Consider the following 25,377-nt stretch of genomic DNA (forward strand, 5'->3'; position numbering starts at 1 on the left):
TTTGTAAATTTTTTACAAGTCAAATCCGATTAAGTTTTCTGCCAACTCACCAAATGACTCTTCTGATTCTTTCATATATGTATTCCAAGTTGATAAATCCCAAATCTCAATCCGATTCGTAACTCCAACTACTACACATTCTTTTTCTAATTTTGCATAGCTTCGTAAATTAGGTGTTATATTAATTCTCCCCATCTTATCCATCTCACATTCCATTGCCCCTGAGAAGAAAAAACGGGTGAATGCTCTTGCATCTTTCTTGGTTAGTGGTAGTGTGCGCAGTTTATCTTCAATTACACTCCATTCGTCCAATGAATAGCCAAATAAGCATTGATCTAACCCCCTTGTAACAATGAAGGTTTCACCAAGCTTGTCTCGAAATTTAGAGGGTATAATCAGACGTCCTTTTACATCGATATTATGTTGATATTCACCGATAAACATCCTACTCCCCCACTTTCTAACACAAACTTACCACATTCCCCCACTTCTTACCACCTTTTCTAAAAAATTCTTTATAAAAACAAAAAATCCTGCTATCCATCTAGCAGGATTTCACTTTTTGTTATAAAAACTTCAGTCTTTTTCGATGCGTTGTTGTTTTTATATAAGCTATTTTAGAGTAAGTAGAATAGCGAATGGACCATCGACATATTTCCGTCCTTAAATTTTTACGATTTGATGTTCATAATCCCATGATACCTCTAAACTACAAAGCTCATGAACGAAATCAAAACCATATTTATTTAGATAGTAGAAAATATTAAGTACTCGCTCCTGAGGTTTTCCGTTTGGAGAAATTGAACAAATAATTCGATTCCATTTTTCAAGCTGCTCTTCATGTTGTTTTTCTATTGATTCATCTATTTTTCGTTCTAATAATAAAATTTGCTCTTCTATTTTTACATAGTTCTTTTTAGAGAAATCCTTTAAGTTAGGTGTAACTTCAGTCGTTACATCTTGAAGTGGTTTGTGCAGTACCTCTAATGACTTTTTTGCTTGACTAAATACTGCTTTATAGTCTAGTTTCACTTGACCTTTTACCCACTCCGACTTCATATCCTCAATCGAAGTTTGCAAAACGTCTTTTATGTTTAATGTAAAATCTTCCATTGCTGATACTATATTTCTTTCAAAAATCGTAAACATATGTCTTAAAAACACAGGAGGCATTTGCAAGTTAAATACGTTAAATATATCCTTTAATTCTGCCCAATAAGCAATTTCACCGGGTCCACCTACAAACGCTAAAGTAGGGAATAAATATTCTTGCATCACTGGTCGAGTAACAACATTATTACTTAAAAGCTCTGGTTGTTCTTGAGCAATTTTAATCAACTCAGCTTTGGAAAATTGGTAATTCTTATTTTTCGTTTGGAAAACCTCTTCACTTTCAGACAACTCTAGTAGTTGTCTACCTTCATTACTGTGGTAAAAAAGATGAATACTCTGTTCAGAAATTTGAAGAGCTTCTTGATATCCAGCTTTATTAAGTTTACTCTTTGTATCTTTAAAAACACTTCGTACGATATCTTGCTTTTGAATCATTTCTTCAAATAAAGAGGATTCTAGCTTCCTAACATTAGGGTCATCTGCATCAATTAAGACAAGACCATCGTATTTGAACAGTTTAAAAATAATTTTCGCAAAAAAATCTACATATGTAGTAGATTTATCAATGATCAAATGAAGTTCCTCTAGTAATTCCTTTGAATAATTTGTTTCTTCAAAAGTCTTAACTATTTTTTCAACCCATTTTCTCATTTCCAATTTATCGATTTCAGTTCTAGAAGCAGCATGAGCGTATGTTGTTTTTTGATAAAATGTTTGTTTTTTAACGATATTGTTCTCAATTGTGTGAACATGATTTATTTCATCGATATCGTGATCTTCTCCAGCAATCCAAAATACTGGGATAACAGTAATGTTATGCTCTCTTTCATACTTCTTAGCCAGCTGAATAATCGAAATAATTTTATGTATCGAATACAACGGTCCAGTTAATAAACCAGCTTGCTGGCCTCCGATCACAACAAATGTTTCTTTATTTAGTAATTTTTTTACATTTTCAATTGATTCATTACTTGCTTCATGTTTGTTGTGGAACTCCTCAAGCGCTTTTACTAATCCTGTGCGATTATAAGAACGTTCCATCACATTTTTTATTCTATATTCCATTTCTTCCTTCACTAATGGATTTTGACCAAAGAAAGAAGAAATTGTTTCTTTTCCATTTACAAAATCATTCAGCAAGTTATTTTGCCCGGCTAAATGGACTTTACTAATTTGCATTACGAACTTCCTCTCTCGCTCTTCAAGTTAAGCATTGTACTCAGATATTTTCAATGCTAAACCAGCCATCATAGTTATAAAATGAAGAATAATAAACATAATGCAAGACATTCTCCAAAAACCTTTAACTAGCTTAGAAAATTGTATATCCCTTTTAGCTTTCCATTGAAGAATAATACTAATAAATAAGATAACCAATAATAAATTAATTAATATCCAACCAGTTGCAGTCGGAAAAAACATACTTAATATAAAGTAAAATGAACTAATATATAGAATTGTAGATAAATCTAACGTAAAAAGCAAAAGTTTACGCTTGTTATTTTTAAAAAATATCTTCAAAAACATATAAATAAAGATTGTAGAAAAAAATGGAAATTCAATTAACAGTGAAATGAAGAAAATGAAAAATTTTTCCAAAAAGAATTACCCCTTTTTCTTTTCAAGTCCTTTTATACTATTGTACACAAGTTCAATTGTAGGTACATTTATTTTTTTCTGAATTGCCATTTTTTTAACAAACCCTAGCATACTCTCGATCTCCGTTTGTCTACCATGAAATAAATCTCGATTCATTGATGAATAGTTTTGTGCAGTTTTTTCACAGATCTCTACTACCTTTTCCCATTCTTTTTGGAGACTTAATTCTAAAACAGTTGCAACCTCGTTAAATAATAATTTACAAATTGGTAAAAAATACTCATTGTTGATTAATTCACCATTTCTAACATTAAAGATTGACGTTAAAGGGTTAATAACGCAATTAATTAAGCATTTTTGTTTAAGTATATACTCCCAATCATCTTGACTTTTGATTGGAAAATCATTTGTATGTAAACTTGATATTGCCCTTAATGCTTCTAGATTACCTTTTAAACGACCAAGTCGAATAATCCCTTTACCAGTATGCGTTATTTCATTTCCAGAAGTTTTTAATGCACCATGTTCAACAATACCTATGAAACAATTTGATATGTCTAAATTGTTAACAATATCAATATGTGACATGCCATTCTGTAAAAACAATATATTTTCACCTTCATATTGGGTTAACGTGTTTACTATTTGATCTAAGTGATATTGTTTTACACAAACGATTAATAGATCAAACACACTGATTTTAGACATTATTTTTTTGGCGTTTATACACATTTGCTTCTTTTTTTCATCTACTGATAATATAATACCTAATTCATTAATAAGATTAGCCTGCTCTTGTGTTCTTGTAAACAATGTAACATTGTGTTTATTTTCATGTAAGTATGATGCAGTTAATAGTCCGACAGCACCACCACCAATTATTCCAATTTCCATTGTATTCTCCATTCATACATTCTTTTTCCATCATGATTCTTTTGATTATAAATTTACACTGAATCTATCTTTTTTTAAATTTAATTGTACGATATAATTATATTTAAAATATTTAAAATTTACATTCTTTTTAAGGGGGAGCTTTTTTTGAACATCAAGATCGAACGTTTACAAATAAATTTTAAAACACTTGAACAATTTCAGCAATTTTCTGGTTATGGTCTACAAGAACTATCAATGTTAGAAGACCTTGAATCAAATTTAATTGACAACGAATTCCAATCTCCTTTTTATGGAATTTATTTAGGTAAAGCACTAATTGCCAGAATGAGCTTATATACACATAATGAAAATAATGAAGAAATTATCGAGATCAATAAGATGGAAGTACTTCCTTATTATCAAAAGAACGGTTACGGAAAAGAATTAGTAGAATTCGCTAAATCCTTTAATAAAACGATCAAAACGATTCCAAGAGCAAATTCAAATGAGTTTTGGAAAAAGCTAAACTTCATAGAATCTGATTCTCAATTTGTTATTTGGAAGCCTGAAACCAACTAAATACAAAAGATATTACAATTAATACTTACTTAATGAAAAAACTCAACATCCCCGATTTGGAGATGTTGAGTTTTTTATTTTACTTTTGTGTCATTTTTAGAACTCACACTTACTAATTTTCTTTTTTGATCTAAGAAATCAAATAAATGTTCATATTCATTTTGAAGTTCACTTAATTTTTCAGTTAATTGTTGTTTTTCGATTTTCAACTGCTCATTTTCTTGTTTATATTTCAATAGTTTTTTCTCTAAAGATTGAAGATCTTTTATTTTACTACCTGCATCAACTTTTAATCTTAAATACTCAAGGAATTTATAAACTGATTCAAACGTTATTTCTGATTGAACTCTTTCTGTTGTTGGTTCTACTACTTCTACATCATTAGTCTGATTAGTTATTTCTTCTACTACGAGTTCTGTTTCAGATTCAGATACAGGTTGTTTTTTACTACTATTTTTTGCATTTTCAATCTCTTCTTTATAAAACTTTCTAACAAAAGAATTCCATCGATAACCACAAGCAGCAGCTGTCCTTGATAAACTCTTTGCAACAATCTTAAATGCCATTAATTGAGTTGACCCTTCATTTATCGATTTTAAAACTACTTCAGCTAAGTAGTTATCCTCATCTTTTGTCCATGCATCCTGGCGATTTGCAACCATTTGCAATCCCCTCCAATTTCTTATGCATTAAGCAGATTTTACTAATTCATATGCACAAAAAAATGAAGGTAGAAGATTACTTTTCCAATTTTTTTGTAAATTGTTCAATATTTTTTATATGTTCATCTGAAAACCATAGTGGCATTGCGGAAATAACTTCTTCTTCCATTCGCTTCTTAAGATTTTGTTCAGTCCATTTACGAATAAGTATTTTCTTATTTTGATGATGAATTTGTGCTGGAATACCTTTAGATAAATTGATAAAGCTTTCATTATGTAAACTAGTTAAATCTTTTGATAGTTCATGTATAAAACCTATTTTCTTAGCTTGATATGCTGTGTATATATTTGAGGATGATAATAGCGTAATCCAATCTTGATGGTTCATTTTTTCTTGAAGTATAGTCCCTCCACCCCAAGATGTTGGGATCCCCATTCTACCTTGTATAAAACCTATTTTTGCATTGTCATTTGCGTATCTAAAGTCGAATGCACTTGCAAGTTCGCAACCGCCACCTAATGCATACCCATTAATAAAACAGATTGTAATTTGAGGTAACATTGCAATTTGATAAATTACTTCACACATTTTTAAATTAAAGGACTCTAATCCTTTTATATTATTTTTAAATTTCAAAATTGTATTTAAATCTCCACCGGTACAAAAATATTTCATACCTTCACCAGTTAATATAACTAGTTTACTTTGAGATTTCATTCGTATCTCTTGGATAATTTCAGAAAGTTTTTCAACAGTATCTTCATCAATGCAATTCCCGTAATTTGGCCTATTTAAAAAGATATAATCTATTTCATCACGTTGATATGTAATTACTTCAGACATTGCAATCTCACTTCCTATTCCTAATTTTCTGATAGTTTATATTATACTATACAGCAATTAAAAAAGGGCAGGTTTTCAGGAAAGGGGGATTATGGTAAATGAAATTTTTTGACAAAAGGAAAAGCACATAGTTTCCTATGTGCTCTTGAAAGACTAGCTTATTTGCTAAGTACTTGTTTTCCTTTGTAGTGACCGCATGATTTACATACGCGGTGTGCTAATGTTAATTCGCTACAGTTTGGGCATTCAACCATTCCAGGTACCGCTAATTTGAAATGCGTACGACGCTTTCTTTTTACAGTTTTGGACGTTCTTCTTGCAGGTACTGCCATTGATCCCACCTCCTTAAAGTGAGTGTTTGTTATGAAGCCGGTTATCCGGTACTTCTCAATTATCTTGTTTGTCAAAAAATTTTGCTAATCCAGCAAGTCGAGGGTCAATTTTTTGCTCTACTTCGACATGTTCCCTAACTTCCCAATCTGTTCCTGATGTTGGAGCTGTTTCTTTCCCTTCAATATCCTCAGCAAAAACTTGCATTGGAATTTCAGCTAAGATACATTCCTCAATCACTGGGGTTAAGTCTAACACATCACCCTCTAGGATGTGAAAATTCTCATCTTCACTTTTCCATTCAGTTGTTGTAAAAAATGTTTCTGTTGTGGTAATCGACAAAGGATATTTTACATCAACTAATGTTCTTACACAAGGTAAAATTAAATATCCAGTTATTGTTAAATGAAACGTATATCGGTTCGTTCCAAAATCAACTCGTCCAGTAACTTCAATTGGAGAAACTTCTCGAATCTCAGGATTACGTTCCTTTATTTGATTAATATCAATTGTCTCATCTAAATCTAAACCTTTATGTCTTAATTTCTGCAACTGGTGCACTGACCATTTCATAAATAACCACCTCAAGGCAACAATGAAAATTATATATTCCTTAAAACCATTTGTCAATATTTTTTCTTTACACATCGAAATGTGGAGCAAGCTTGCCCAGCTCTGAAAGGAATATCTCCATTCAGCTGAAGAAGTGGTGTACTTTCCACTTCAAAGATTAATGGAATATTACCGAAGAGCTAGCTTGCGGAACTAGACATCATAAAAAACTTTTGTTACTAATTTTCTCGATAAGCATAAGCCTATTTTTGTAGTTTAATCTTTAACGAAAATTGGCTTATGATCTATGGGAAGCTAGTCATCGTACATACTTCTTTTTACGACAAAAGTGCTAACTTTTTATCCAACAAAACATTTTAGTTATGGTTCCACTTCCTGATTTCTAGAGCAGGCGCAATACATCATAATAATTTTAAGTAACTGATTGCCCCGACATGCATTTAGAGGTTTCCCTTCTAAGATTGCAATAAATCATCTACTGAAACATTATTAATTGTCCGCCCATTCCCTAAAAATCGTGTATCTTGCTCTTAATATGTAACCTATCTAATATATTATTTTCTACAACAAAATTCAATACAATTCACACTAGGTTGCGATTTATTTCTCGAAACTGGTATTCTTAGTGTATAAATTCGTGAAATTAGTAAATATTGGAGGTGCATTTTTATTGCGTTCAGTTGGTGTAGTAGTTGAATATAACCCTTTACATAATGGTCATGTTTTTCACTTAACTAGTTCAAAAAATACAACAAATGCAGATGTTGTCATTGCTGTTATGAGTGGGCAATTTTTACAAAGAGGCGAACCCGCTGTCGTCCCAAAGCATGTGCGTACTAAGTTAGCTTTACAAGCCGGGGCAGATCTTGTTATTGAGCTACCGTATAGCTATTCAACTCAACATGCTAGTATTTTTGCAAAAGGAGCTATTTCAATTCTTGATTCGCTAAAATGCGATTACGTTTGTTTTGGTAGTGAAGAAGGAAAAATTGAAACTTTTTATGAGTTAATTAAGCAAAAAAAACAACTCACTTCTTCTATTAATTCAAGTATTCGTACTTATCTTGATCAAGGTTTAAGTTATCCTGCAGCATATAGTACTGCATTACAAACAAATCTAGAAACAGCTAACTTAGATGTCTCACTGCCAAATAATATTCTAGGTATACATTATTTGGAGGCAATAGAACATTTTAAAAGTAAAATGGAAGGTAGTACAATTCAACGTATCGCTGCCAATTATCATGACGAGGAAACGAATCATCAAAGTATCGCTAGTGCCACGGCAATTCGAAAAATACTAAAAGGAAACAACCAAACAATTACTGATTTTGTCCCAAGTTTTACGAAAGATTCCATTGAAGACTATATTAATGAGTTTGGGAAAATACATACCTGGAATGAATATTTTCCATATTTAAAATACAAATTAACTACAGCAAAAAAAGAAGAACTTGAAGAAATTTACGAAGCTGTTGAAGGATTAGAAAGAAGAGTTTTAAATTCAGTTTTAAACTGTCTTGATTTTGAAGAGTTAATGACAGCGATTAAAACAAAAAGATATACTTGGACTAGAATCCAGCGATTGTTAACACATCTATTAACAAACACTTCCAAAAACGAAATGTCCGCAATATTAGAGAAAGATCGTGTACCATATATCCGCTTACTTGGGATGAGCTCTATGGGTAAAACTTATTTAAATAGCAAAAAGAAGCTAATTGATGTGCCAATTTATACGACCATTAATCAACAAAATCAAAAAGAATTAAGTACTGATTTAAAGGCAACTTATGCTTACTCATCAATTCTTTCTATAAGCAATCAGCAAAAATTAATAAAAACAGAATACTCTATGTATCCGATTATATACGATGAAACTACAAATCAATTTAGTAGATCATAGAACATATGAAAAAATGAGGCAGGAATTAAGAGATCCTGCCTCATTTTTTTGTTTTTAGCTTTTCTAAATAAGTTATAGCATCGCTGTAAGTATTGATCGGTACAATTTTCATTTTTAACTTATGTTTTTTTGCACTTTTAACAGCTTCATTATAATTCGAATTCTTTTTACCATTTTCATTTGGTGCAAAAAATATTTCTGCTCCAGCATTAGATGCAGCTATTATTTTTTGAGAGATCCCACCAATTGGACCGACGACCCCATCTATATCAAGTGTCCCTGTACCAGCTATTTCATGTCCTTTGGCAAGATGCTCATCTTTTAATTGATCATAAATTTCTAACGCAAACATTAGTCCCGCTGATGGCCCCCCTATTTCTTCAGAGTTTATTTTAACTTTTGGATTTGTAGTTAGCTCTAAATTTCCGGCAATCGAGACACCAATTCCAGCACGATTTGGTTCGTCCTTAAATGTTTTTGTTTTTATATTAAAATTTTCGATTTTACCTTCACGGTTTACTTCCAAATTAAAATTAGTACCAGGCTTACTAGCTTGAACCGTATTTGTAAAATCAGTTAAAGTACGGATTTCTTTTCCGTTTATTTTTGTAATGACATCTCCTAGCTTTAAAACATGAAATGCAGGCATATCATGTATTACTGAAACAACCACAATCCCATTTTCCGTAACTTTATAAGTTTTATGAGCCTGTTTATATGCATTTAATATTGCAGCTTGTTTTGATTCTTCCATATATCGTAATTGACGAAATTGATAATCTTCATCGCTTTCACCTTTTACTTTAATTTCATCGATTTTGTACAGATGATAATTATCATTCACCTTTGTAGCTATATAGGAGTATATATTTGCCTTTCCCATTGCTACGGTAGTTAGCATGAATTCACCTTTATCTTTCTTCGCACCATCAACCTTCACATAAGGTCTAAGAGGCTCAGCTAAGCCAGGTTTTGTCACATAATAATGTAAAGGTATGAAATACAATAGAATTAGTGTAATTCCAACTACTAATAGTACATTAAGAATTCTTATCCTTTTTTTCACTATTTTTCTCCTTCCATTGCTCAATCTTTTCAATAATTTCTGGAATTAATGCTTCTGTAGCTTCTTCTCCGATTTTCATTACATTTTCGAGATCTGTAAAGTTTCTAGAATTAATATGATCTAATTTAGGCCTAATCATGATATTCGATGCGATTTCTCTATTTCTGACGAGCTCATGTTGCATTATTTCAATACTCTGCATGATGACATCATAAATTGTTGAAACTTCACCACTAACCTTAATTGGTGACGCATCTACTCCAATAATAAAATCCGCTCCCATCTCTTTTACAACCGAAACAGGGATACGGTCAATTACTCCACCATCAACCAAAAGTTTACCATTCCAGGTTTCGGGTACAAAAATTCCAGGTATCGAAATACTTCCGCGGACCGCAGTAGCAATATCGCCTTGTTGAAATACGATTTTTTCTCCTGTTAATAAGTCTGTTGCGACAACTGATACTGGTAAATCTAAATCTTCAAGCTTTCTACCAAAAGAAAGCACCTTGATTAGTTCTTTTACCCTGTTTCCAGAAATTAACCCCATCTTCGGAACAACATAGTCAATATAATATTTTGATTGAAATACTCTCGCAATTTTATACAGTCGCTCAACATTCGTACCAGCCCCGTATAATACAGCAACTAAAGCACCTATACTGCTCCCTGCAATCAAATCTATAGGAATATTATGCTTTTTTAAAACCGAAATTACACCAACATGCGCAAACCCCCTAGCTCCACCTGAACCTAATGCTAAACCAATTTTCGGTTCCAAGTTGTTTCCCCTCCAATTAAACTCTTTGGTCTAAAATTGAATTCCATCAACGTATATTAAATTGTACAAGTTTTTTTTATACATATATTACTATCTTATTTATTTTTTATTGGTCCTACTACAATTAGACAAAAATCTAAATGTTTTTTGAGTCTATCTTTCTTTGGAGGTTTATATGTGAAAAAAAGTTATTTCATTACTTTTCTAATTTTTTTAATACTCATATTTCTAACAGCCACGATTATTTTGCATCCAGATGTTGCGTTTAAAGGTTCGGTTAGAGGATTAAATATGTGGTGGGGAATTGTGTTTCCATCTTTACTTCCATTTTTCATATTAAGTGAACTGCTAATTTGCTTTGGAATTGTTCAATTTATAGGTGTATTTTTAGAACCTATTATGCGGCCTCTATTCAGAGTTCCTGGGGTTGGAGCTTTCGTTTGGGCGATGGGGATGGCTTCTGGTTTTCCTTCTGGTGCAAAACTTTCTGCTAAACTATATAAAGATGGGGAAATAACAAAATTAGAGGCCGAGCGACTTAATTCATTTACAAATTCTTCTAATCCATTATTTATTTTTGTAGCAATATCTGTCGGTTTTTTTCATAATGCAAAAATCGGAATCGTACTTGCCGTAAGCCATTATTTATCTAACGCGATTGTTGGCCTCATCATGAGGTTTTACGGTAGCAAACAACCTAACTACTCCCGCGCAGAAAGAATCCATTCTAACCGCTTTAAATACGCTTTTAAAGTAATGCATGAGAAACGGTTAAGCGAAAAACGACCGATTGGAAAAATACTTGGCGATGCAATTGCTTCTTCCGTGCAGACATTATTAATGATTGGTGGATTTATCATTGTTTTTTCTGTTTTAAATATGCTTTTATTAAAAATTGGATTTATTACGAATGTAGGAAAAATAGTCGCGTATTGTTTTTCAAATTTAAGCGTTAATCATAATTTATCTACTCCTTTTTTATCTGGATTATTTGAAATTACTTTAGGATCTAAATTAGTAAGTGAACTAAACAATAGTACTTTATTACAGCAAGTAGCTTTAACAAGCTTCATTTTAGGATTTGGTGGATTTTCAATACAAGCACAAGTAGCAAGTATCATTTCCGAAGTAAAGATGAGTATGAAACCTTATTTAATCGGTCGATTACTGCAATCAGGTATCGCACCAATATTAGCAATTATTTTTTGGAAGCCACTTTATCTTAATCAGCTAACTGCTCATGTTACGAATAATACTTTACCTGTAATTAAAATTTTTACGGAGAAACATCTTAACATTGAATCAATGATTTCAATAGGGTCAATGATTACACTAATCTCGCTCTACATTTATGTCATCATGTTAATTTATAAAACACTTAACAAAAGATATGATCTTAAATAAAAATTGCAATTATTTAATCAACTATAGAAAAAAAAGAAACCTCAGTTTAAATTAAACTTGAGGTTTCAAAAATTTATCTGTTAATGCATTGTTCACACATTCAGGAACTAAATCTTTTACATTACCACCATATTTAGCGACTTCCTTCACAATTGAAGAACTTAAAAATGAATATTGATTATTTGTCATGACAAAAAAAGTATCAATTTCATCTACTAGTTTTTTGTTCATCGCTGTAATTTGCATCTCATATTCAAAGTCTGATACTGCTCTAAGACCTCTTAAGATCGCAGAAGCATTTATTTTTTTCGCGTAATCCATTAATAATCCACTAAAAGAATCAACACGCACATTTGGTATTGATTTAGTTGCTTCTGCAATTAATTCTGTTCTTTCTTCTAAAGTAAATAAAGAATTTTTAGCAGAGTTATTTAATACAACAACGATGACCTCATCAAATACTCTAGCTCCACGCTTAATAATATCTAAATGTCCTAAAGTAATCGGATCAAAACTCCCAGGACAAACTGCAACACGTTTCATCTTTTACCCCCTAAAATTACTCCATACAAGTATGATACACTGATACGCCACAAATTCCATATTTTTCTGCTTTTGTTCGTTCAAATTTCCCTATTTTTTCCGGTAATTCGATATCAGTGGCATGTTCTACTAAAATAGTCCCATCTAAGGCAAGTAGATTTTTATCGTCAAAAGTTTCAATTAATGAAACAATTTGTTGCTTTTTATATGGTGGATCTAAAATAATTAAATCGAATTGAATTTCTCTTTTAATAATGGCTTTAACAGCTCTCTCAGCATCATTTCTATATACTTCCGCACGATCTGACAGATTGCAAGTTGCTAAATTTTCTTTAATCGTTTTAATAGCTTTCATTTCGCGGTCAACGATAATTGCTTTTTCCATCCCTCTACTTAGAGCTTCGATCGATAGCCCACCACTTCCACCAAATAAATCTAGTGCTATACCACCTTCAAAATATGGACCAATAATATTAAACATTGCTTCTTTTACTTTATCGGTTGTCGGTCTAGTACTCATTCCTGGAACTGCTTTTAAACTTAAACCTTTATTTTTACCTGACACTACTCTCATAAATTTACACCTACTATTTATTTCTTTTACGAAAATATCCTATCACAATTTTCCAGAAACAAAAACATTTCTTTCCATATTCTCCTACTAATGTATAAAATCATTCACTTTGGTAATAACTAACTTTAACAACATCTCAGTTGATGTTGTTGCCAACCGCGGAGAAGACTTACGTTTCCCCATAAGTTCTTCCTCCGGTTTCTCCTCTCCCTTTGCCTTCTTTTTTAGTGATTACACTTTAATAAGAGGGGCCCTGCATTTGCGGGGTTTTTTTTTATGCCTGAATCCTGTAGAATAAATGTTGCATTTGTCATCATCACTATTTTAGACACACATAATCGTATTTATGTTTTAAGGGGGAGCACTCATGATTCAACGCATGATTGAAATTGGAGAAGGATACTCAGATCTATATGAACTTTTTGAAATTGCTACATCACAAAAAGATCGAGTTAAACATCTTCTTAAATTAACATCAGAAAACAATGGCACAAAATGCTGCTCATTTGCAGTTATATTAAACCCTACTTCTATTGGGGAATTTCAACCAATATATTATTGTAGAGAGGGTATTACACTAAAAGAAGAAAAAATAACGAAGCGAGAAGAGCTTTGTGAAGAATTAGCTACAACCTTAAACAAAGAGATTATTACATTACACATTAGACACTCTAGCTCATTTCATGAAAATGATTTATTCCATCAATACATTATCGGTATACTCCGATTAAACCACTTAATACCACCGATGAAGTAAAAGGCTTAAGGCAACTAAAAGAAGGCATGCAAGAATAGGATTTAAGGCCCTTATCCCTGCCTAAAAAAAACGATTGAACGGTTTTTTAATTTAAGTTTGGGATTACCCTTCCTAAATTAATCAATACCATTCAATCGTTTTTAATCTACTTGATAATCATATTCCTTTGCTTCATCTGGTTTTGAGTTCTCGTACTCAGTCTTAATAAAAGGTTTATATGATAATTCAATTCGTTTTACAAAATGAAATTTTTTCAATCTCTCTACAGTTCGATCTATATCATCCATATTGCAATATAGGACTACGTATTTCAAACGTTTAGAGACAAAGTGAATATTTCCAAATTTACGTAACATTTTTGCTTGTTTTAATGATTGTAAATAAATAATAATACCTTGTCTTTGCACGAACATAGCTTTCTCCTTTAAAAATCCGTTAAAAATAGAATATCATATCCCAAATTTCTTTTGCAACGAAACTTTCATAAATAGTTTTTAGAAAGGATTGAAAATTATGTTAGATGATGTTTGGGAGCAATTTTTTAGCTGTATTTCAAATTATAAACAAATTACCCACTATTCAAACAAACTAATTTGTGGCACAAATTTTTTATATATCCAATCCGACAATTTACTTACTGATGAATCCATAAAAAAACACCTTATTTCTTGCTCGAAAAAAATCACTGAACAGTTCAAACTAATTTATCGAGTCGAGTTTGTCAGAAAAGACAATAACAATTATGTTTTTAGTCATCGATTTTACGTTCCAAATAAAAAAATGTTTTGTTGTGGAAATAATTGTGCCAATTGCACTAGGTTTCGTAAATAAAAAAAGACTCACTATTTTAAATAATGAGCCTTTTAAATGTTATTACTTCGTTTTACATCCACACTTTCCACCTGTACCACAGCCACCTGTACTACATCCTCCACCTGTGTTTACAAAGAATGGATTTCCCGCAGGTACTTTTACTGATGGTGATACAGACTGAGCAATTAAATAACTTGTCTCATCTAAAAGTAACTGAACTGCATCTTCCGCTTGCTTAAAAGCAGCGATAGTATCATTTAATTGTAGCTCTCTTTTCACTTCACTCATTTTTTTACGAATTTCTTTATAATCTGGATGATATTTTCCAAATCGTTGGACATCCTCGTATAAATCTTTCATTTTCGTAAAACGGCTAATGATCTCTTGAGCAGTTAGATCATTATTTAAAGCAATATATGAAGCCCGATATTGATCTGCAACATCTGAGTGTACGATCATTGAAGCAAGTTCTTCTGAGACTGAAATAAGTTGCAAGGTTTCCATTGTTGCATACATTTCCTTACACCTCCAAGAGTAAACTATATCACATTTAAATCCTTAAATAAAAGAACTTGACCTAAGCTTTTATATGATCAGAAATATTAAATTCATTTATCTTCCATTTTCCATCTTTGAATTCTATAAAATTCGCACATGCATTTTTTAAAGTTGTCCTAAAAGTAACTTTTTCAGGATCAATTGCATGTAAAATTGCTTTGATAGTATGTGAATGGGCAACAATTACAACACGCTTTCCTTCATTGGTTTGAGCAATTTCTTTTAATGCGTTAAATGCTCGTTCAATTAATTCCTCGTTTGTTTCCATTCCTTCTACATTATTATTATAAATGTTTTCGTGATAATCGGAAACAGGTTTTCCACTTGCTTCACCAAATTCTCTTTCCAAAAATCGCTCATCTTCAATTATTTCATCTATTTTAGCAAACTCCGCAATTGCCGCTGCAGTCTGCTTCGCTCTAACTAACGGACTTGTTATAACTGTGTCCCACTTTTGATTACCTAAGTATAGTGCGCTATCCTTAGCCTGCTGCTTACCAATCGTATTTAAAGGAATATCTTCTCTTCCTTGAATAATATTGTTAAAATTCCAATCAGTTTGTCCATGTCTTACTAAACAAATTTCTGTCATAACTACTACTCCTTTCGAAACTTGCTTTCTCCATTGTAGCAAAAAGCTATGACAGATTGAACTATTAATCCTTTTTATCTTCCTTCGGTTCATTATCCGAAGTTTCGCTACTTACATCTTGCTGTTCTTTAAATACTTGGAACATGTCAATCATAAATGATGCCATTTGAACTTGATTTGACAATTTATCAACTCGTTGTGGAATTGTTTTACCAAAGAATTCAAGTGATGCCAGTCTAAATTCATTTGTTAGCTCAGGATTTCTAGCAAGTTTACGATACCATTTAGGCTGTTGTCTAATATATTTAATATAATCTTCTTCACTCTGAAGAAATTCTAAAATATCTTTTCTCATTAGAGATCTCCTCAATCCTGTCTAAAATTAAATTGTTGTGACGCTGGCTTTTCTTCTCTTTGACTCGTTGAAGTAGCTGGAGATTTAAATTGCGAAATTAGTTGTTGTATATTAGTTAATGTTGAATTTACATTTGATAGATGGTCTTGTATTTGATCTGGATCTAAATTTTTTACAAATGAAATGACCTTTCCAACATACCCTTCTTCTGATTCTTCTTTTTTGGCAGTTTTCTTTTCGGACTTTTTGTTACCATCATTCCTAAAATCATCCCACATCTCATGAGTTTCACCTTTATAGTACCAGTCCTCAAAATATTGCTGCCATGTTTTATTTCCAGTTTTTACTTCTTCTCGAAGTTTCGGATGCTCCATAACGAATTGCCTAAATTGTTCGATCGATGGACGACTATTTTCATTTCCCATTCGTATCACTCCAATTAAAAGCATTTACTACAAAATTATGTCTAATGAATAATTTTGTGCTTGTATGGAAATAAAAAAATCAAGCACCAACTTTCGCTTTTGCTTGATTTTAGTCATTATTTTATAAAATTTTGAGTGTAATATTTATCAAAGGCACCAACACCAAGTGTAGAATATTCTTTCTTATACATATTCTCTCGATGGCCTTTACTATTGATCCATCCATAAACAGATGCAATACCATCTACATAATTAGCTGAAATATTTTCACCAGCTAATCTATATGGAACATTTGCATCGTTTAAGCGATCAGATAAACTGCCATATAAATTTGAGTAGTGATCAAAATATTTATTTTGAACCATATCTTTACTATGACCTAGAGCTACTTTAGCAGCCTCATTATTCCATTTTAAAGTACTTAAATTCATTCTTTTTCGATAGACGTTCGTCAAATTAAATATCTGTTTTTCCTCTTCACGATCTACAATTGCTTCTTGAAGTGTATTTAATTTTTTGGCGTTTATTAAATTTCCACTATAAATTAGCTCGTACGGTTTTTGTTTAACTAAAGTTTCAGGTGATAAATAACGAATACCTAATAAACTGCCAGTAAAACGGTCAAAATAAAGTTGAGCAAAACAATTACTTAATGATACTAGAGGTCGTTCATGTAAATCTGACGGTGTTAATTTAAAAGTATATTGATTATTTAAAATCGAAAATGAAACTTTATCGTGGACTGTGACATTGTCCATTGTTTCTTCATAGTGGCTTCCCATTACGAATGGTGAGATATCTACATCATTACCGGCAACAAAAATTGTTACTACTTTACCGTTGAGTACACCAAATTGAGTATACTTTAAAGCATTTGAATCATAAACTAACCAATCATAGTCATATTGAGAGGGAACTTTTCTTGACGGTTTTCCAAAATTTTTTATGATTTCTTGTTCGCTTTTACCAATATACTGAGATACAGAATATTTTACATTTTTAGTACTTGCGTTTTCAATCATTGGCATATTCACATCTTCAACTCTTTGATAATGTTTTAACGAGGATACATTGGTAATCCACTCTTTAATAAGTGGGCTGAACATAAAAACCGTTATAAAACTTATTGTAAAAAAGAAAAGTTTTATAAGTTTTTCCATTAATATCTTCCCTTCCCAATTGTTAACTCTAACTTTATATATCCATTGTAGCCAAATTATTCAAAAAAATATATAAATTAGTTAAAATACATTTATCAGCTTTTCATTGCTAATTATTGTCATTGATAATATTATATTAGTAGGGATTTTTTCTAAGTAATTTAGGGGGTAATAACATGAAATTTGAGAATACAAATTTAGAAAATCATGTAGTAAATGTAAATTTATTAACTGAAATCATGGAAGAACTAGGCTTTGTCCTTGCAGGTCAATGGGATTACCAAAGAGTAACTTACGATTATAAATTTGAACAACGTAACGAAATATACTACCTACGTGTTCAAGGGTACGCTGTTGAAGGACATGTTGAGTCAAGTAAAGGTAAAATCCAATTACTTACTCCACTTTTAGGTAAATACTATTATCCGCACGGTGTAGAATACGGTGAAGGTGAGAACTTCCCAGAAAGTATCGTTGAAAAAAGTGAAAGCTTACTTAAAAAAGCAGAAGAGCAAATTTCTCTTGTAAGTAAGTTCATTATTCTATAATTATTAAAAAGAGTGAGTAAAAAGAAGTACAACTTCCATTACTCACTCTTTTATTTTTTTAAAATCCTAAAACAGCTTTAATAACTGAAGTAGTATCTCCGCCTTTGTAGAATACGTACAGTAAGCAATAAACGATCACACCTGTAATTGCTGTAAAAAACCAAATAATACTTGTAATTGGACCAATTTTTTTATGAAGCTTCAATTTGTTTTTATACCCTGAAATAATTGATACTAGTCCAAATACACCGCCTGTTGTAGCTAAGAATATATGGAAAACTAAAAATATGTGGTAATACAGTTTTAAGCTTTTTGGTCCCCCAAAAGAAGTATTCCCAATAAAGATTGTTCTTGATGCGTATATAATGAAGAATGCAAGTGCAAATACTCCACCGAAGAACATGACTTTCTTATGTGCCTCTACTTTTCTTTTGGCAATAAGATACCAGCCAATTGCAACAAATATAGCACTAATGACAATAAAGCTTGTACTTATTGTCGGTAAAATTGGTAACGAATTCAAAATTTCCACCCCTACGATTTTTTAAGCAATAATGGATTACTACTGATTGGATCAATTTTATTTCCATTTTGTTCTCTTCTAGCCCACTTGAAAAAATTATAACCTATAACACAGCCATAAACTATTTCCTGGATAATTTTCATAATAACTCCACCAACCTGCTGATCTTCTCTAGCAGACATAAAGTTAAATACTTCTGGACCAGAAATATTTAACGATTTTAGTAAATCAGGTGATACGCACAATTCCATCGCCTTACTCCACACTGCCGGATCATTATAAGTTGCGTAAAATGGATGACCTGCAAATATGATAAGTGCACATGCTGGAGTTAATAAAATACCATTTCCGAACATATAACCGATCTTTTGAATATCGGATAAAGTTTGTCTATCTGGTAAGTTATTAATAACAGGAAACCACATAAATACTGCCATGAAAAATAATATATTTGTAAATAAGAAATGATAAACTGTATTCGTTTTTACAGTATCAAATACAAGTGGGTAATGATAAATAGAAAATACTACATTAAAAATAATTAAAGCAATTAATGGTTTCGTAGCAATCGTAAAGAAAATGTTAACGATCTTTGGTTTAAGTATGTTTCTCCATAACCAATTTGGAATACCAATAATTAAAAAGATCGGTGCAACTAAATATAAAACAGCCATTTCAGTCATATGTGCACTAAAAATAATATGACCTATTAAATCAATTGGACTACCTTGGGCAATATAAACTAACAAAATTCCAAGAATAAAATACACTTTTTGCTTAGTTTCAGTTATGTGCTCTTTATCTTTGTATTTATTAATTATGTAAAAATACCCCAAAGTGACTAAAACTAAAAACACAAATAAATACGGACTCCAAAGTGCTTTAAACCCGAACATCCCTAAGTTAATCATGAATGCACACCCTTTATTTATTCTATTCACACTTACTATTTTTACCTAATGCTTAAATTAATATTGGACTATGTAAAATTATTGTAGATTTTGGGGCTTTTAACAAAAACCTTTACAAGGCAAAAAAAATTTATGCATTATGACTATCATATAATATTTGATGTAATTATCCAAACTATTATACTACTAAATTATAACAGTAATAACGTTTTATTCAAATTAAAATACTATGTGAAAACGTTATGCTTATTTAAATGATTTTTATTGTATCTTGCTAACCATGTTATATTACATATCTTGAACAAACTTCGTTAGATGCAATTTAGTCTTCAATAAATTAAATACATTATGGCTAGTTTGACTTGAAAAATATTAATTAAAACAATAGACACGAATCTGTTCGTATCTCTTAAGTGATGAAATATATAACAGTCAATAGTTAAATCTTTGTTTCTATTATCTTTTTCAGATTTTAAAATATTCAAGAAGATAAATGTTAGAAGGCTACGTTCAATTTATTAGTTTATTAGATAGAGTGGTAACAGACGGAGTAATAAAATATTATAACGAAAGGGTGCCCGGCTCCTATGGGTAATGCGGGAAGCCTAAGACCCCGCAGGCGCGCTAAAGGAGGCCCAAGGTCTCACCCCATGGATAACGAGCAGTAGCGGAAATCAACATCATATAGCTTCCTTTAAATTGATAAATATTGTTGATTAATTGCCAAGCTCTTTTTTCAACAACTTGAGCCACGTATCATTACGTGGCTATTTCTTTAACGATTTCGATAAATATTTTGCTTATGTCAGTAAGTTTTTTATTTTTAGGATAGATGACCCACAAATCTTTAAAAACGAATTCATTGTTTTCTTTGTAAGGTATTGATTTTATAATCCCACTGATAATGTCCGGATGAAATTTAGCTCCTGACTCATTTGAATAGACAAATACATTATGTTCTTTAACAGCCTCTGTAAGAATACTCATGCTGTTTGTAGTAAACTTGATTTTATTTTTATTCTTTTTAATTAACTTAGAATAATAATAATTAGAATAGATGGTATAGCATGCTGTTTCCATGTTTAATACATCAGCTTGTGTTACGAATTCAAAATGATAGAGTGGGGAGTTTTTACTAACAATAACATGAACTTGATCAAACTTGATCAGTCCGAATTAAATCATAGTTAATATTTTTTTCACTCTCTAATATTTCTAAATCTTGAGGGAAAAAGCAAAAGTCATACTCAGTGTGTTTAATCGTTTCCATTATTAATGCTGGATCTTTTTCCTCGATATCAATTGTTACGTTAGGGTGCTCAACATTAATTCTGTTCAATGCACGTTGAAGTACTGTTGAAAAAGTAGGAGTAGCTACTATTTTCAAATGTACCTTTTTGTTGTTTTTATAATCAAATAACTCTTCATTTAACTTACTAATTAATTGTAAGACTTCACTAGCTCTATTAATTAAAATCTTTCCTTCTTCAGTAGGAAATGTTCCTTTTCTTGATCGGTTAAAAATAGTTATTCCCAATTCGTTCTCTAATTGAGAGATTGATTGACTAAGTCCCGAACTTGTTATATGTAATTTTTCTGCAGCTTTAAGTATAGATTTCTCACTTGCAACTTTCACTATATATTCCATTTGCTCAAAATTCATAATTTCTCCTCGGATACTAGTTTACACATTTATTTTTTCACTCAATTGAAACTGTATACATTCTCAACAGGAAAAAGTGGTGTATTTTAAATGGACACATTCATTATGCAACTAAAGTTGGAGTAGGTCAATCAACAAGAAAAACGATTAAATCATGAAGTCCTTCATTTAAACTTAAATATAGTATTAAAAAAATCTTCTTTAAAAATCTAAAAATAAAAAAGGAAGTGAATAAAATTCACTTCCTTTTTTTTCATCATAACCAGATAAGTGTTAAGAATGTCAATAGTGTAATAACAGCAACAGTAAGTCCTGAATATAGGAAGAAAGCTTGTGTGCTGTGACCTTTATTTTTCATGTGCATGAAATAGTAAAGTTGGAACACTAATTGAACAACAGCAAGTAATAAAATAAATGGTACTGTAAAATATGGATCCATTTTATCACGGTAAAGTACTGCTGCAAATGATGCTAGAGTTAATATAATCATTAAAGCGAATGAAATTAATTGTTGCTTCATTTCTTCTGCATGTTTACGACGATGATACTTTAATTCAACTTGATTTCGTTCTTGATGAGAGCTTGCACCCATATTCTTATCCCACCATTCCCATTAAGTATACTACTGTAAAGATGAAAATCCACACTACGTCGATAAAGTGCCAGTATAAACTAGCTACATAGAACTTTGGAGCGTTGTGTAAATTTAAACCTCTTCCGCCATTTCGAAGCATTAAAGTAGTGATCCATAGTAAACCAACAAATACGTGGGCACCATGCGTTCCTACTAAAGTATAGAATGAAGAACCAAATGCACTACTCTTAATTGTAAAATGATATTCGTGCATATAGTGTCTAAATTCGTAAATTTCTAATAATAAAAATCCTAGACCTAATAAAACAGTAATTCCTAACCATAACATCATTTTTTTGTGTTCAAAGTTTTTCATGTGGTACATTGCGTAAACACTTGTAAGTGATGATGTTAAAAGTAACATAGTTGCAATGAATACTAATTTAGGTTCGAACATTTCTGAAGCACTAGCTCCACCAGCAGTAGAGTTTCTTAATGCTAAGAAAGTACCAAATAATGATGCGAATAATACAGTTTCTCCACCAAGAAATAGCCAGAATGCTAAGAATTTATTTTTACCTTCTTCTGTAGCTTTTTCAGGGTTATGAGGAAACGTTTCAGCTGTAAACTTTTGCATTTCCATTATGCCTCAACCCCCTCATCTGCTATATCTTCTTTATGGATATGGAATCCATGATCATCAATCCAAGAACGTAAGAACATTGAACCGAAAGTGATGAATAAACCAAGAGCTAATACTCCAACTGCTGTATGGTTCTTTAATTCATCATTATACATTGCACCAAATGCTGCAATAAATAAGCCTATAGACATAACGAACGGTAGAATAGATGAGTTTGGCATATGAATATCACCTAGTGGTTCAGCAGGTGTCATTTTGCCATTCCCTTCCATTTTCTCTACCCATAGAGCGTCTAATCCACGTACATATGGAATTTGAGCAAAATTATATTCTGGTGGCGGAGAAGAGATTGTCCATTCAAGGGTACGACCTACACCCCAAGCATCTGCATCTGCCTTCTCACCTTTAATTGCTGTATAAACTACATTGATTAACATTACAATTGTCGCAAGACCCATGAACATAGCTCCGATTGAGCTGATCATGTTTCCAGTATCTAAACCTTGTCCTGGTAAGTATGTAAAGTAACGACGAGGCATACCCATTAAACCTAAGAAATGTTGGATAAAGAATGTTAAATGGAAACCGATAAAGAATAATGCGAATGTTAGTTTACCTAATTTTTCATTTAAAATTTTACCAAACATTTTTGGCCACCAGTAGTGTGCACCAGCAAATAAACCAAATACTACCCCACCTACGATTACGTAGTGGAAGTGAGCTACTACGAAATAACTATCATGGAACTGATAGTCAGCAGGAGCTGCTGCGTTCATAATACCTGTTACCCCACCTAGTACGAATGATGGAATAAATGCCACTGACCAAAGCATTGGTGTTGTAAAACGAATTTGTCCGCCCCACATTGTTAATAACCAGTTAAAGATTTTAACACCTGTAGGAACTGCAATTGCCATTGTTGCAACAGCGAATATTGCATTTGCTACTGCGCCAAGACCATCAGTAAACATATGGTGAGCCCAAACCATGAATCCTAAGAAACCGATTAATACTGTAGCGAATACCATTGAAGAATATCCGAATAATCGTTTCTTTGAGAAAGCCGGAATGATATCAGAGAAGATACCAAATGCCGGTAAAATAAGAATATATACTTCCGGATGTCCGAAGATCCAGAATAAATGTTCAAAGATCATTGAGTTACCACCTAATGAAGCATCAAAGAATGCTGTTCCAAATAGGCGATCAAACATTAATAATGCTAACCCGATTGTTAATGCCGGGAACGCGAATAAAATAAGTGCTGATGTTACAAATACAGTCCAAGTAAATAGTGGCATACGCATGTATGTTAACCCTGGAGCACGCATGTTAATAATCGTTGCTAAGAAGTTAATACCACCTGCTAATGTACCAATACCTGAAATTTGTAGACCTAATAAGTAGAAGTCTACACCATGAGATTTACTTTGTAGAGCGAGTGTCGCATAAGATGTCCAACCTGCGTCAGGTGCTCCACCTAAGAACCAACTTAAGTTTAAGAATACTCCACCTACGAAGAATAACCAGAAACCTAAAGAATTTAAAAACGGGAATGCTACGTCACGAGCACCTATTTGTAGAGGTACTACCGCATTAAAGAAAGCAAAAATCATCGGCATCGCCGCTAAGAAAATCATTGTTGTACCATGCATTGTTAATACTTGATTATAAGCATCACCTACTAAAAAGGTGTTGTCTGGCTTAATTAATTGTATACGAATAAATAACGCTTCCATTCCACCAACTAAGAAAAAGAATCCGCCTGCGATTAAATACAGGATAGCAATTTTCTTATGGTCGACTGTCGTTAAGTAGTCCCACAATAGTGGTTTCTTTTTCGCTACAGAACTCACAGTATTACCCCCTTTGCTTCATATCCATTAAATTATTTTGCAATTTTCAAGCTAGTTAAGTATGCAGTTAACTTATCAATCTGATCTGAAGTTAAATCACCATATTTACCTGCCATAAGGTTACCTGGTTTCATTGATTCTGGATCAGTTAACCATTTTTTGATGTTTGCTTCGTTATTTTTAGCAATACCAGCAACCATATCACGATCACCGAAGTTCGCTAAGTTTGGAGCAAGTCGTGCAGCTGGTGGTCTAGTATCATTTGCATCTGCAGCATGACAACCAATACAGCTTTGTTTGAAGATTTTTTCACCTTCTTGAGCATCTGCTGTTACAGCTTGACCTTTTTGATTTTTCATATCAGCCAACCATTTATCGTAAGCAGCTTGACTTACAACTTTAACTTTAAATTGCATTAATGAATGTGAAGGACCACAAAACTCTGCACAGAATCCATTATATGTACCTTCTTTATCAGCTGAAAGCCACATTTTGTTTACACCTTCAACGTTTGTATCAAGTTTACCTGCTAATGATGGTACCCAGAATGAGTGTTTGATATCTTGACCTTTAAGGTTTAAGATAACTTTTTTCCCAACCGGAATATACATGTCTTGAGAAGTTACAAATTTTTGATTAGGATATTCAAATTCCCACCAGAAAAGATGAGCGTTTACATTTATAACAATTGCATCCTTTTTCTTCTCATCTTTTGTAATTTGCTTCTCATCTGAAAGCTTAAACGTCTGTGATACTGTTGGTACTGCTAATACGATAAGTAAAATAACAGGAATAATAGTCCAAAGAAGTTCTAAAATATGATTTCCTTCTACTTGCTTTGGAATAATATTTTCTTCTCCTTTACGGTGACGATATTTCACGATCACGTAAAGGAAAAGTACTGTTACAACAGCAACAACGAATACCATGATAATCGTACTTAGCTTCATTAGATCGTATTGCATTTTTGCTACTTCACCTTGAGGATTCAGTGTAGATTGATTTGCATGTCCACATGCACTCAAAATAACTGCTATCAAGGAAATTAGCGAGACTAATCGCCAATGTTTCATAAGTATACTTCCCCCTCTTTCAATTTAAAGTGTTTCACTCTTATTTTAAAAATAAGATTAAACAAACAATAAAAAA

Annotated in this window: 31 protein-coding genes; 5 read left to right on the top strand and 26 right to left on the bottom strand. The window is 32.0% G+C overall.

Annotation, left to right across the window (positions count from 1 at the left end; translation table 11 throughout):
- Positions 1-12: 12 nt before the first annotated feature.
- The 4 genes from mraZ to CN692_RS03290 all read right to left on the bottom strand — a co-directional run bounded on the left by mraZ (position 13) and on the right by CN692_RS03290 (position 3,606).
- The gene (gene mraZ, locus CN692_RS03275) at positions 13-444 is read right to left on the bottom strand and encodes a division/cell wall cluster transcriptional repressor MraZ (RefSeq protein WP_098117645.1); all 432 of its coding nucleotides are present in this window, start codon (positions 442-444) and stop codon (positions 13-15) included.
- Positions 445-663: 219 nt separating this feature from the next.
- Positions 664-2,292: a bacillithiol biosynthesis cysteine-adding enzyme BshC gene (bshC, locus tag CN692_RS03280; RefSeq protein WP_098117647.1), complete on the bottom strand. Its 1,629-nt coding sequence runs from the start codon at positions 2,290-2,292 to the stop codon at positions 664-666.
- Positions 2,293-2,319: 27 nt separating this feature from the next.
- A complete protein-coding gene (locus tag CN692_RS03285; RefSeq protein ID WP_098117649.1) occupies positions 2,320-2,712 on the bottom strand; it encodes a DUF3397 family protein in 393 nt (130 codons plus the stop codon).
- A 6-nt stretch (positions 2,713-2,718) separates the two neighbouring features.
- On the bottom strand, positions 2,719-3,606 hold the full coding sequence (locus CN692_RS03290) for a 2-dehydropantoate 2-reductase (RefSeq protein ID WP_179874359.1): 888 nt from the start codon (positions 3,604-3,606) through the stop codon (positions 2,719-2,721).
- Positions 3,607-3,753: 147 nt separating this feature from the next.
- Here CN692_RS03290 and CN692_RS03295 point away from each other — a divergent pair, with 147 nt between their 5' ends.
- Entirely contained in the window at positions 3,754-4,167 is a 414-nt protein-coding gene (locus CN692_RS03295; RefSeq protein ID WP_257143957.1) for a GNAT family N-acetyltransferase, read from the top strand.
- Positions 4,168-4,241: 74 nt separating this feature from the next.
- Here the strand turns inward: CN692_RS03295 and CN692_RS03300 are convergent, their stop codons facing one another.
- From CN692_RS03300 to CN692_RS03315, 4 genes are all read right to left on the bottom strand, one after another.
- Positions 4,242-4,829 carry an RsfA family transcriptional regulator gene (locus CN692_RS03300; RefSeq protein WP_098117652.1) on the bottom strand — a complete coding sequence of 196 codons (588 nt, stop codon included), beginning with the start codon at positions 4,827-4,829 and terminating at the stop codon, positions 4,242-4,244.
- A gap of 76 nt (positions 4,830-4,905) precedes the next feature.
- Entirely contained in the window at positions 4,906-5,673 is a 768-nt protein-coding gene (locus CN692_RS03305) for an enoyl-CoA hydratase/isomerase family protein (protein ID WP_098117653.1), read from the bottom strand.
- A 158-nt stretch (positions 5,674-5,831) separates the two neighbouring features.
- Positions 5,832-6,005 (bottom strand): 50S ribosomal protein L32, encoded by a 174-nt coding sequence (rpmF, locus tag CN692_RS03310; RefSeq protein ID WP_025672195.1) that lies wholly within the window; start codon positions 6,003-6,005, stop codon positions 5,832-5,834.
- A 55-nt stretch (positions 6,006-6,060) separates the two neighbouring features.
- Positions 6,061-6,576 (bottom strand): YceD family protein, encoded by a 516-nt coding sequence (locus CN692_RS03315; RefSeq protein ID WP_098117655.1) that lies wholly within the window; start codon positions 6,574-6,576, stop codon positions 6,061-6,063.
- A 637-nt stretch (positions 6,577-7,213) separates the two neighbouring features.
- Between CN692_RS03315 and CN692_RS03320 the strand changes: the two genes are divergently transcribed.
- Complete coding sequence (locus CN692_RS03320) at positions 7,214-8,482, top strand: nucleotidyltransferase (protein WP_257143958.1); 1,269 nt, start codon at positions 7,214-7,216, stop codon at positions 8,480-8,482.
- A gap of 40 nt (positions 8,483-8,522) precedes the next feature.
- Here CN692_RS03320 and CN692_RS03325 read toward each other — a convergent pair whose 3' ends face one another.
- Positions 8,523-9,548: a SepM family pheromone-processing serine protease gene (locus CN692_RS03325; RefSeq protein ID WP_098117658.1), complete on the bottom strand. Its 1,026-nt coding sequence runs from the start codon at positions 9,546-9,548 to the stop codon at positions 8,523-8,525.
- Positions 9,523-10,329 carry a patatin-like phospholipase family protein gene (locus CN692_RS03330; protein WP_098117659.1) on the bottom strand — a complete coding sequence of 269 codons (807 nt, stop codon included), beginning with the start codon at positions 10,327-10,329 and terminating at the stop codon, positions 9,523-9,525. Before CN692_RS03330 ends, CN692_RS03325 begins: the two co-directional genes overlap by 26 nt.
- A 177-nt stretch (positions 10,330-10,506) precedes the next feature.
- Between CN692_RS03330 and ylbJ the strand changes: the two genes are divergently transcribed.
- The gene (gene ylbJ, locus CN692_RS03335; RefSeq protein ID WP_257131704.1) at positions 10,507-11,733 is read left to right on the top strand and encodes a sporulation integral membrane protein YlbJ; all 1,227 of its coding nucleotides are present in this window, start codon (positions 10,507-10,509) and stop codon (positions 11,731-11,733) included.
- 51 nt (positions 11,734-11,784) lie between these two features.
- Here the strand turns inward: ylbJ and coaD are convergent, their stop codons facing one another.
- Complete coding sequence (coaD, locus tag CN692_RS03340; protein WP_098117662.1) at positions 11,785-12,276, bottom strand: pantetheine-phosphate adenylyltransferase; 492 nt, start codon at positions 12,274-12,276, stop codon at positions 11,785-11,787.
- A gap of 16 nt (positions 12,277-12,292) precedes the next feature.
- Complete coding sequence (gene rsmD / locus CN692_RS03345; protein ID WP_098117663.1) at positions 12,293-12,850, bottom strand: 16S rRNA (guanine(966)-N(2))-methyltransferase RsmD; 558 nt, start codon at positions 12,848-12,850, stop codon at positions 12,293-12,295.
- Positions 12,851-13,217: 367 nt separating this feature from the next.
- Between rsmD and CN692_RS03350 the strand changes: the two genes are divergently transcribed.
- Positions 13,218-13,607 carry a DUF7147 family protein gene (locus CN692_RS03350; protein WP_098117665.1) on the top strand — a complete coding sequence of 130 codons (390 nt, stop codon included), beginning with the start codon at positions 13,218-13,220 and terminating at the stop codon, positions 13,605-13,607.
- Positions 13,608-13,747: 140 nt separating this feature from the next.
- On the opposite strand, the gene CN692_RS03355 is transcribed toward CN692_RS03350, so the two are convergent.
- The 6 genes from CN692_RS03355 to CN692_RS03380 all read right to left on the bottom strand — a co-directional run bounded on the left by CN692_RS03355 (position 13,748) and on the right by CN692_RS03380 (position 17,510).
- On the bottom strand, positions 13,748-14,020 hold the full coding sequence (locus CN692_RS03355) for a YlbG family protein (RefSeq protein ID WP_098117667.1): 273 nt from the start codon (positions 14,018-14,020) through the stop codon (positions 13,748-13,750).
- A 460-nt stretch (positions 14,021-14,480) separates the two neighbouring features.
- The gene (locus tag CN692_RS03360) at positions 14,481-14,936 is read right to left on the bottom strand and encodes a YlbF family regulator (RefSeq protein WP_098117668.1); all 456 of its coding nucleotides are present in this window, start codon (positions 14,934-14,936) and stop codon (positions 14,481-14,483) included.
- 61 nt (positions 14,937-14,997) lie between these two features.
- Positions 14,998-15,570, bottom strand: a complete 573-nt coding sequence (locus CN692_RS03365) for a histidine phosphatase family protein (RefSeq protein WP_098117670.1) — start codon at positions 15,568-15,570, stop codon at positions 14,998-15,000.
- A 64-nt stretch (positions 15,571-15,634) separates the two neighbouring features.
- Positions 15,635-15,925, bottom strand: coding sequence for a YlbE-like family protein (locus CN692_RS03370; RefSeq protein ID WP_098117671.1), 291 nt, complete (start codon positions 15,923-15,925; stop codon positions 15,635-15,637).
- Positions 15,926-15,936: 11 nt separating this feature from the next.
- On the bottom strand, positions 15,937-16,350 hold the full coding sequence (gene ylbD / locus CN692_RS03375) for a YlbD family protein (protein WP_179865546.1): 414 nt from the start codon (positions 16,348-16,350) through the stop codon (positions 15,937-15,939).
- Between the two features lie 116 nt (positions 16,351-16,466).
- Complete coding sequence (locus CN692_RS03380) at positions 16,467-17,510, bottom strand: CAP domain-containing protein (protein WP_098117674.1); 1,044 nt, start codon at positions 17,508-17,510, stop codon at positions 16,467-16,469.
- 176 nt (positions 17,511-17,686) lie between these two features.
- Here CN692_RS03380 and CN692_RS03385 point away from each other — a divergent pair, with 176 nt between their 5' ends.
- Positions 17,687-18,058: a YugN family protein gene (locus CN692_RS03385; RefSeq protein WP_098117676.1), complete on the top strand. Its 372-nt coding sequence runs from the start codon at positions 17,687-17,689 to the stop codon at positions 18,056-18,058.
- 58 nt (positions 18,059-18,116) lie between these two features.
- Here the strand turns inward: CN692_RS03385 and CN692_RS03390 are convergent, their stop codons facing one another.
- From CN692_RS03390 to coxB, 8 genes are all read right to left on the bottom strand, one after another.
- Positions 18,117-18,581, bottom strand: coding sequence for a DUF420 domain-containing protein (locus CN692_RS03390; RefSeq protein ID WP_098117678.1), 465 nt, complete (start codon positions 18,579-18,581; stop codon positions 18,117-18,119).
- A gap of 11 nt (positions 18,582-18,592) precedes the next feature.
- Positions 18,593-19,492: a cytochrome c oxidase assembly factor CtaG gene (ctaG, locus tag CN692_RS03395; protein WP_098117679.1), complete on the bottom strand. Its 900-nt coding sequence runs from the start codon at positions 19,490-19,492 to the stop codon at positions 18,593-18,595.
- A 759-nt stretch (positions 19,493-20,251) separates the two neighbouring features.
- Positions 20,252-20,572, bottom strand: a complete 321-nt coding sequence (locus tag CN692_RS03400) for a hypothetical protein (protein ID WP_098117680.1) — start codon at positions 20,570-20,572, stop codon at positions 20,252-20,254.
- A gap of 76 nt (positions 20,573-20,648) precedes the next feature.
- The gene (locus CN692_RS03405; RefSeq protein ID WP_098117682.1) at positions 20,649-21,155 is read right to left on the bottom strand and encodes a LysR family transcriptional regulator; all 507 of its coding nucleotides are present in this window, start codon (positions 21,153-21,155) and stop codon (positions 20,649-20,651) included.
- A 256-nt stretch (positions 21,156-21,411) separates the two neighbouring features.
- Positions 21,412-21,747 carry a cytochrome c oxidase subunit IVB gene (gene ctaF / locus CN692_RS03410; protein ID WP_098117684.1) on the bottom strand — a complete coding sequence of 112 codons (336 nt, stop codon included), beginning with the start codon at positions 21,745-21,747 and terminating at the stop codon, positions 21,412-21,414.
- A gap of 4 nt (positions 21,748-21,751) precedes the next feature.
- Positions 21,752-22,372: a cytochrome c oxidase subunit III gene (gene ctaE / locus CN692_RS03415; RefSeq protein WP_098117685.1), complete on the bottom strand. Its 621-nt coding sequence runs from the start codon at positions 22,370-22,372 to the stop codon at positions 21,752-21,754.
- Positions 22,372-24,228 (bottom strand): cytochrome c oxidase subunit I, encoded by a 1,857-nt coding sequence (ctaD, locus tag CN692_RS03420; protein ID WP_098117687.1) that lies wholly within the window; start codon positions 24,226-24,228, stop codon positions 22,372-22,374. Before ctaD ends, ctaE begins: the two co-directional genes overlap by 1 nt.
- 32 nt (positions 24,229-24,260) lie before the next feature.
- Entirely contained in the window at positions 24,261-25,301 is a 1,041-nt protein-coding gene (gene coxB / locus CN692_RS03425) for a cytochrome c oxidase subunit II (protein WP_098117688.1), read from the bottom strand.
- Between the last annotated feature and the right edge of the window lie 76 nt (positions 25,302-25,377).

Source organism: Bacillus sp. AFS002410 (assembly GCF_002556365.1).
Taxonomy (GTDB): Bacteria; Bacillota; Bacilli; order Bacillales; family Bacillaceae_G; genus Gottfriedia.

Excerpts from the sequence above, each read along its gene's own strand:
- mraZ (WP_098117645.1), bottom strand. The coding sequence starts at position 444 with ATGTTTATCGGTGAATATCAACATAATATCGATGTAAAAGGACGTCTG.
- bshC (WP_098117647.1), bottom strand. The coding sequence starts at position 2,292 with ATGCAAATTAGTAAAGTCCATTTAGCCGGGCAAAATAACTTGCTGAAT.
- CN692_RS03290 (WP_179874359.1), bottom strand. The coding sequence starts at position 3,606 with ATGGAAATTGGAATAATTGGTGGTGGTGCTGTCGGACTATTAACTGCA.
- CN692_RS03300 (WP_098117652.1), bottom strand. The coding sequence starts at position 4,829 with ATGGTTGCAAATCGCCAGGATGCATGGACAAAAGATGAGGATAACTAC.
- CN692_RS03305 (WP_098117653.1), bottom strand. The coding sequence starts at position 5,673 with ATGTCTGAAGTAATTACATATCAACGTGATGAAATAGATTATATCTTT.
- rpmF (WP_025672195.1), bottom strand. The coding sequence starts at position 6,005 with ATGGCAGTACCTGCAAGAAGAACGTCCAAAACTGTAAAAAGAAAGCGT.
- CN692_RS03315 (WP_098117655.1), bottom strand. The coding sequence starts at position 6,576 with ATGAAATGGTCAGTGCACCAGTTGCAGAAATTAAGACATAAAGGTTTA.
- coaD (WP_098117662.1), bottom strand. The coding sequence starts at position 12,276 with ATGAAACGTGTTGCAGTTTGTCCTGGGAGTTTTGATCCGATTACTTTA.
- rsmD (WP_098117663.1), bottom strand. The coding sequence starts at position 12,850 with ATGAGAGTAGTGTCAGGTAAAAATAAAGGTTTAAGTTTAAAAGCAGTT.
- CN692_RS03350 (WP_098117665.1), top strand. The coding sequence starts at position 13,218 with ATGATTCAACGCATGATTGAAATTGGAGAAGGATACTCAGATCTATAT.
- CN692_RS03355 (WP_098117667.1), bottom strand. The coding sequence starts at position 14,020 with ATGTTCGTGCAAAGACAAGGTATTATTATTTATTTACAATCATTAAAA.
- CN692_RS03360 (WP_098117668.1), bottom strand. The coding sequence starts at position 14,936 with ATGTATGCAACAATGGAAACCTTGCAACTTATTTCAGTCTCAGAAGAA.
- CN692_RS03365 (WP_098117670.1), bottom strand. The coding sequence starts at position 15,570 with ATGACAGAAATTTGTTTAGTAAGACATGGACAAACTGATTGGAATTTT.
- CN692_RS03370 (WP_098117671.1), bottom strand. The coding sequence starts at position 15,925 with ATGAGAAAAGATATTTTAGAATTTCTTCAGAGTGAAGAAGATTATATT.
- ylbD (WP_179865546.1), bottom strand. The coding sequence starts at position 16,350 with ATGGGAAATGAAAATAGTCGTCCATCGATCGAACAATTTAGGCAATTC.
- CN692_RS03380 (WP_098117674.1), bottom strand. The coding sequence starts at position 17,510 with ATGGAAAAACTTATAAAACTTTTCTTTTTTACAATAAGTTTTATAACG.
- CN692_RS03385 (WP_098117676.1), top strand. The coding sequence starts at position 17,687 with ATGAAATTTGAGAATACAAATTTAGAAAATCATGTAGTAAATGTAAAT.
- ctaG (WP_098117679.1), bottom strand. The coding sequence starts at position 19,492 with ATGATTAACTTAGGGATGTTCGGGTTTAAAGCACTTTGGAGTCCGTAT.
- CN692_RS03400 (WP_098117680.1), bottom strand. The coding sequence starts at position 20,572 with ATGGAAACAGCATGCTATACCATCTATTCTAATTATTATTATTCTAAG.
- CN692_RS03405 (WP_098117682.1), bottom strand. The coding sequence starts at position 21,155 with ATGAATTTTGAGCAAATGGAATATATAGTGAAAGTTGCAAGTGAGAAA.
- ctaF (WP_098117684.1), bottom strand. The coding sequence starts at position 21,747 with ATGGGTGCAAGCTCTCATCAAGAACGAAATCAAGTTGAATTAAAGTAT.
- ctaE (WP_098117685.1), bottom strand. The coding sequence starts at position 22,372 with ATGGAAATGCAAAAGTTTACAGCTGAAACGTTTCCTCATAACCCTGAA.
- coxB (WP_098117688.1), bottom strand. The coding sequence starts at position 25,301 with ATGAAACATTGGCGATTAGTCTCGCTAATTTCCTTGATAGCAGTTATT.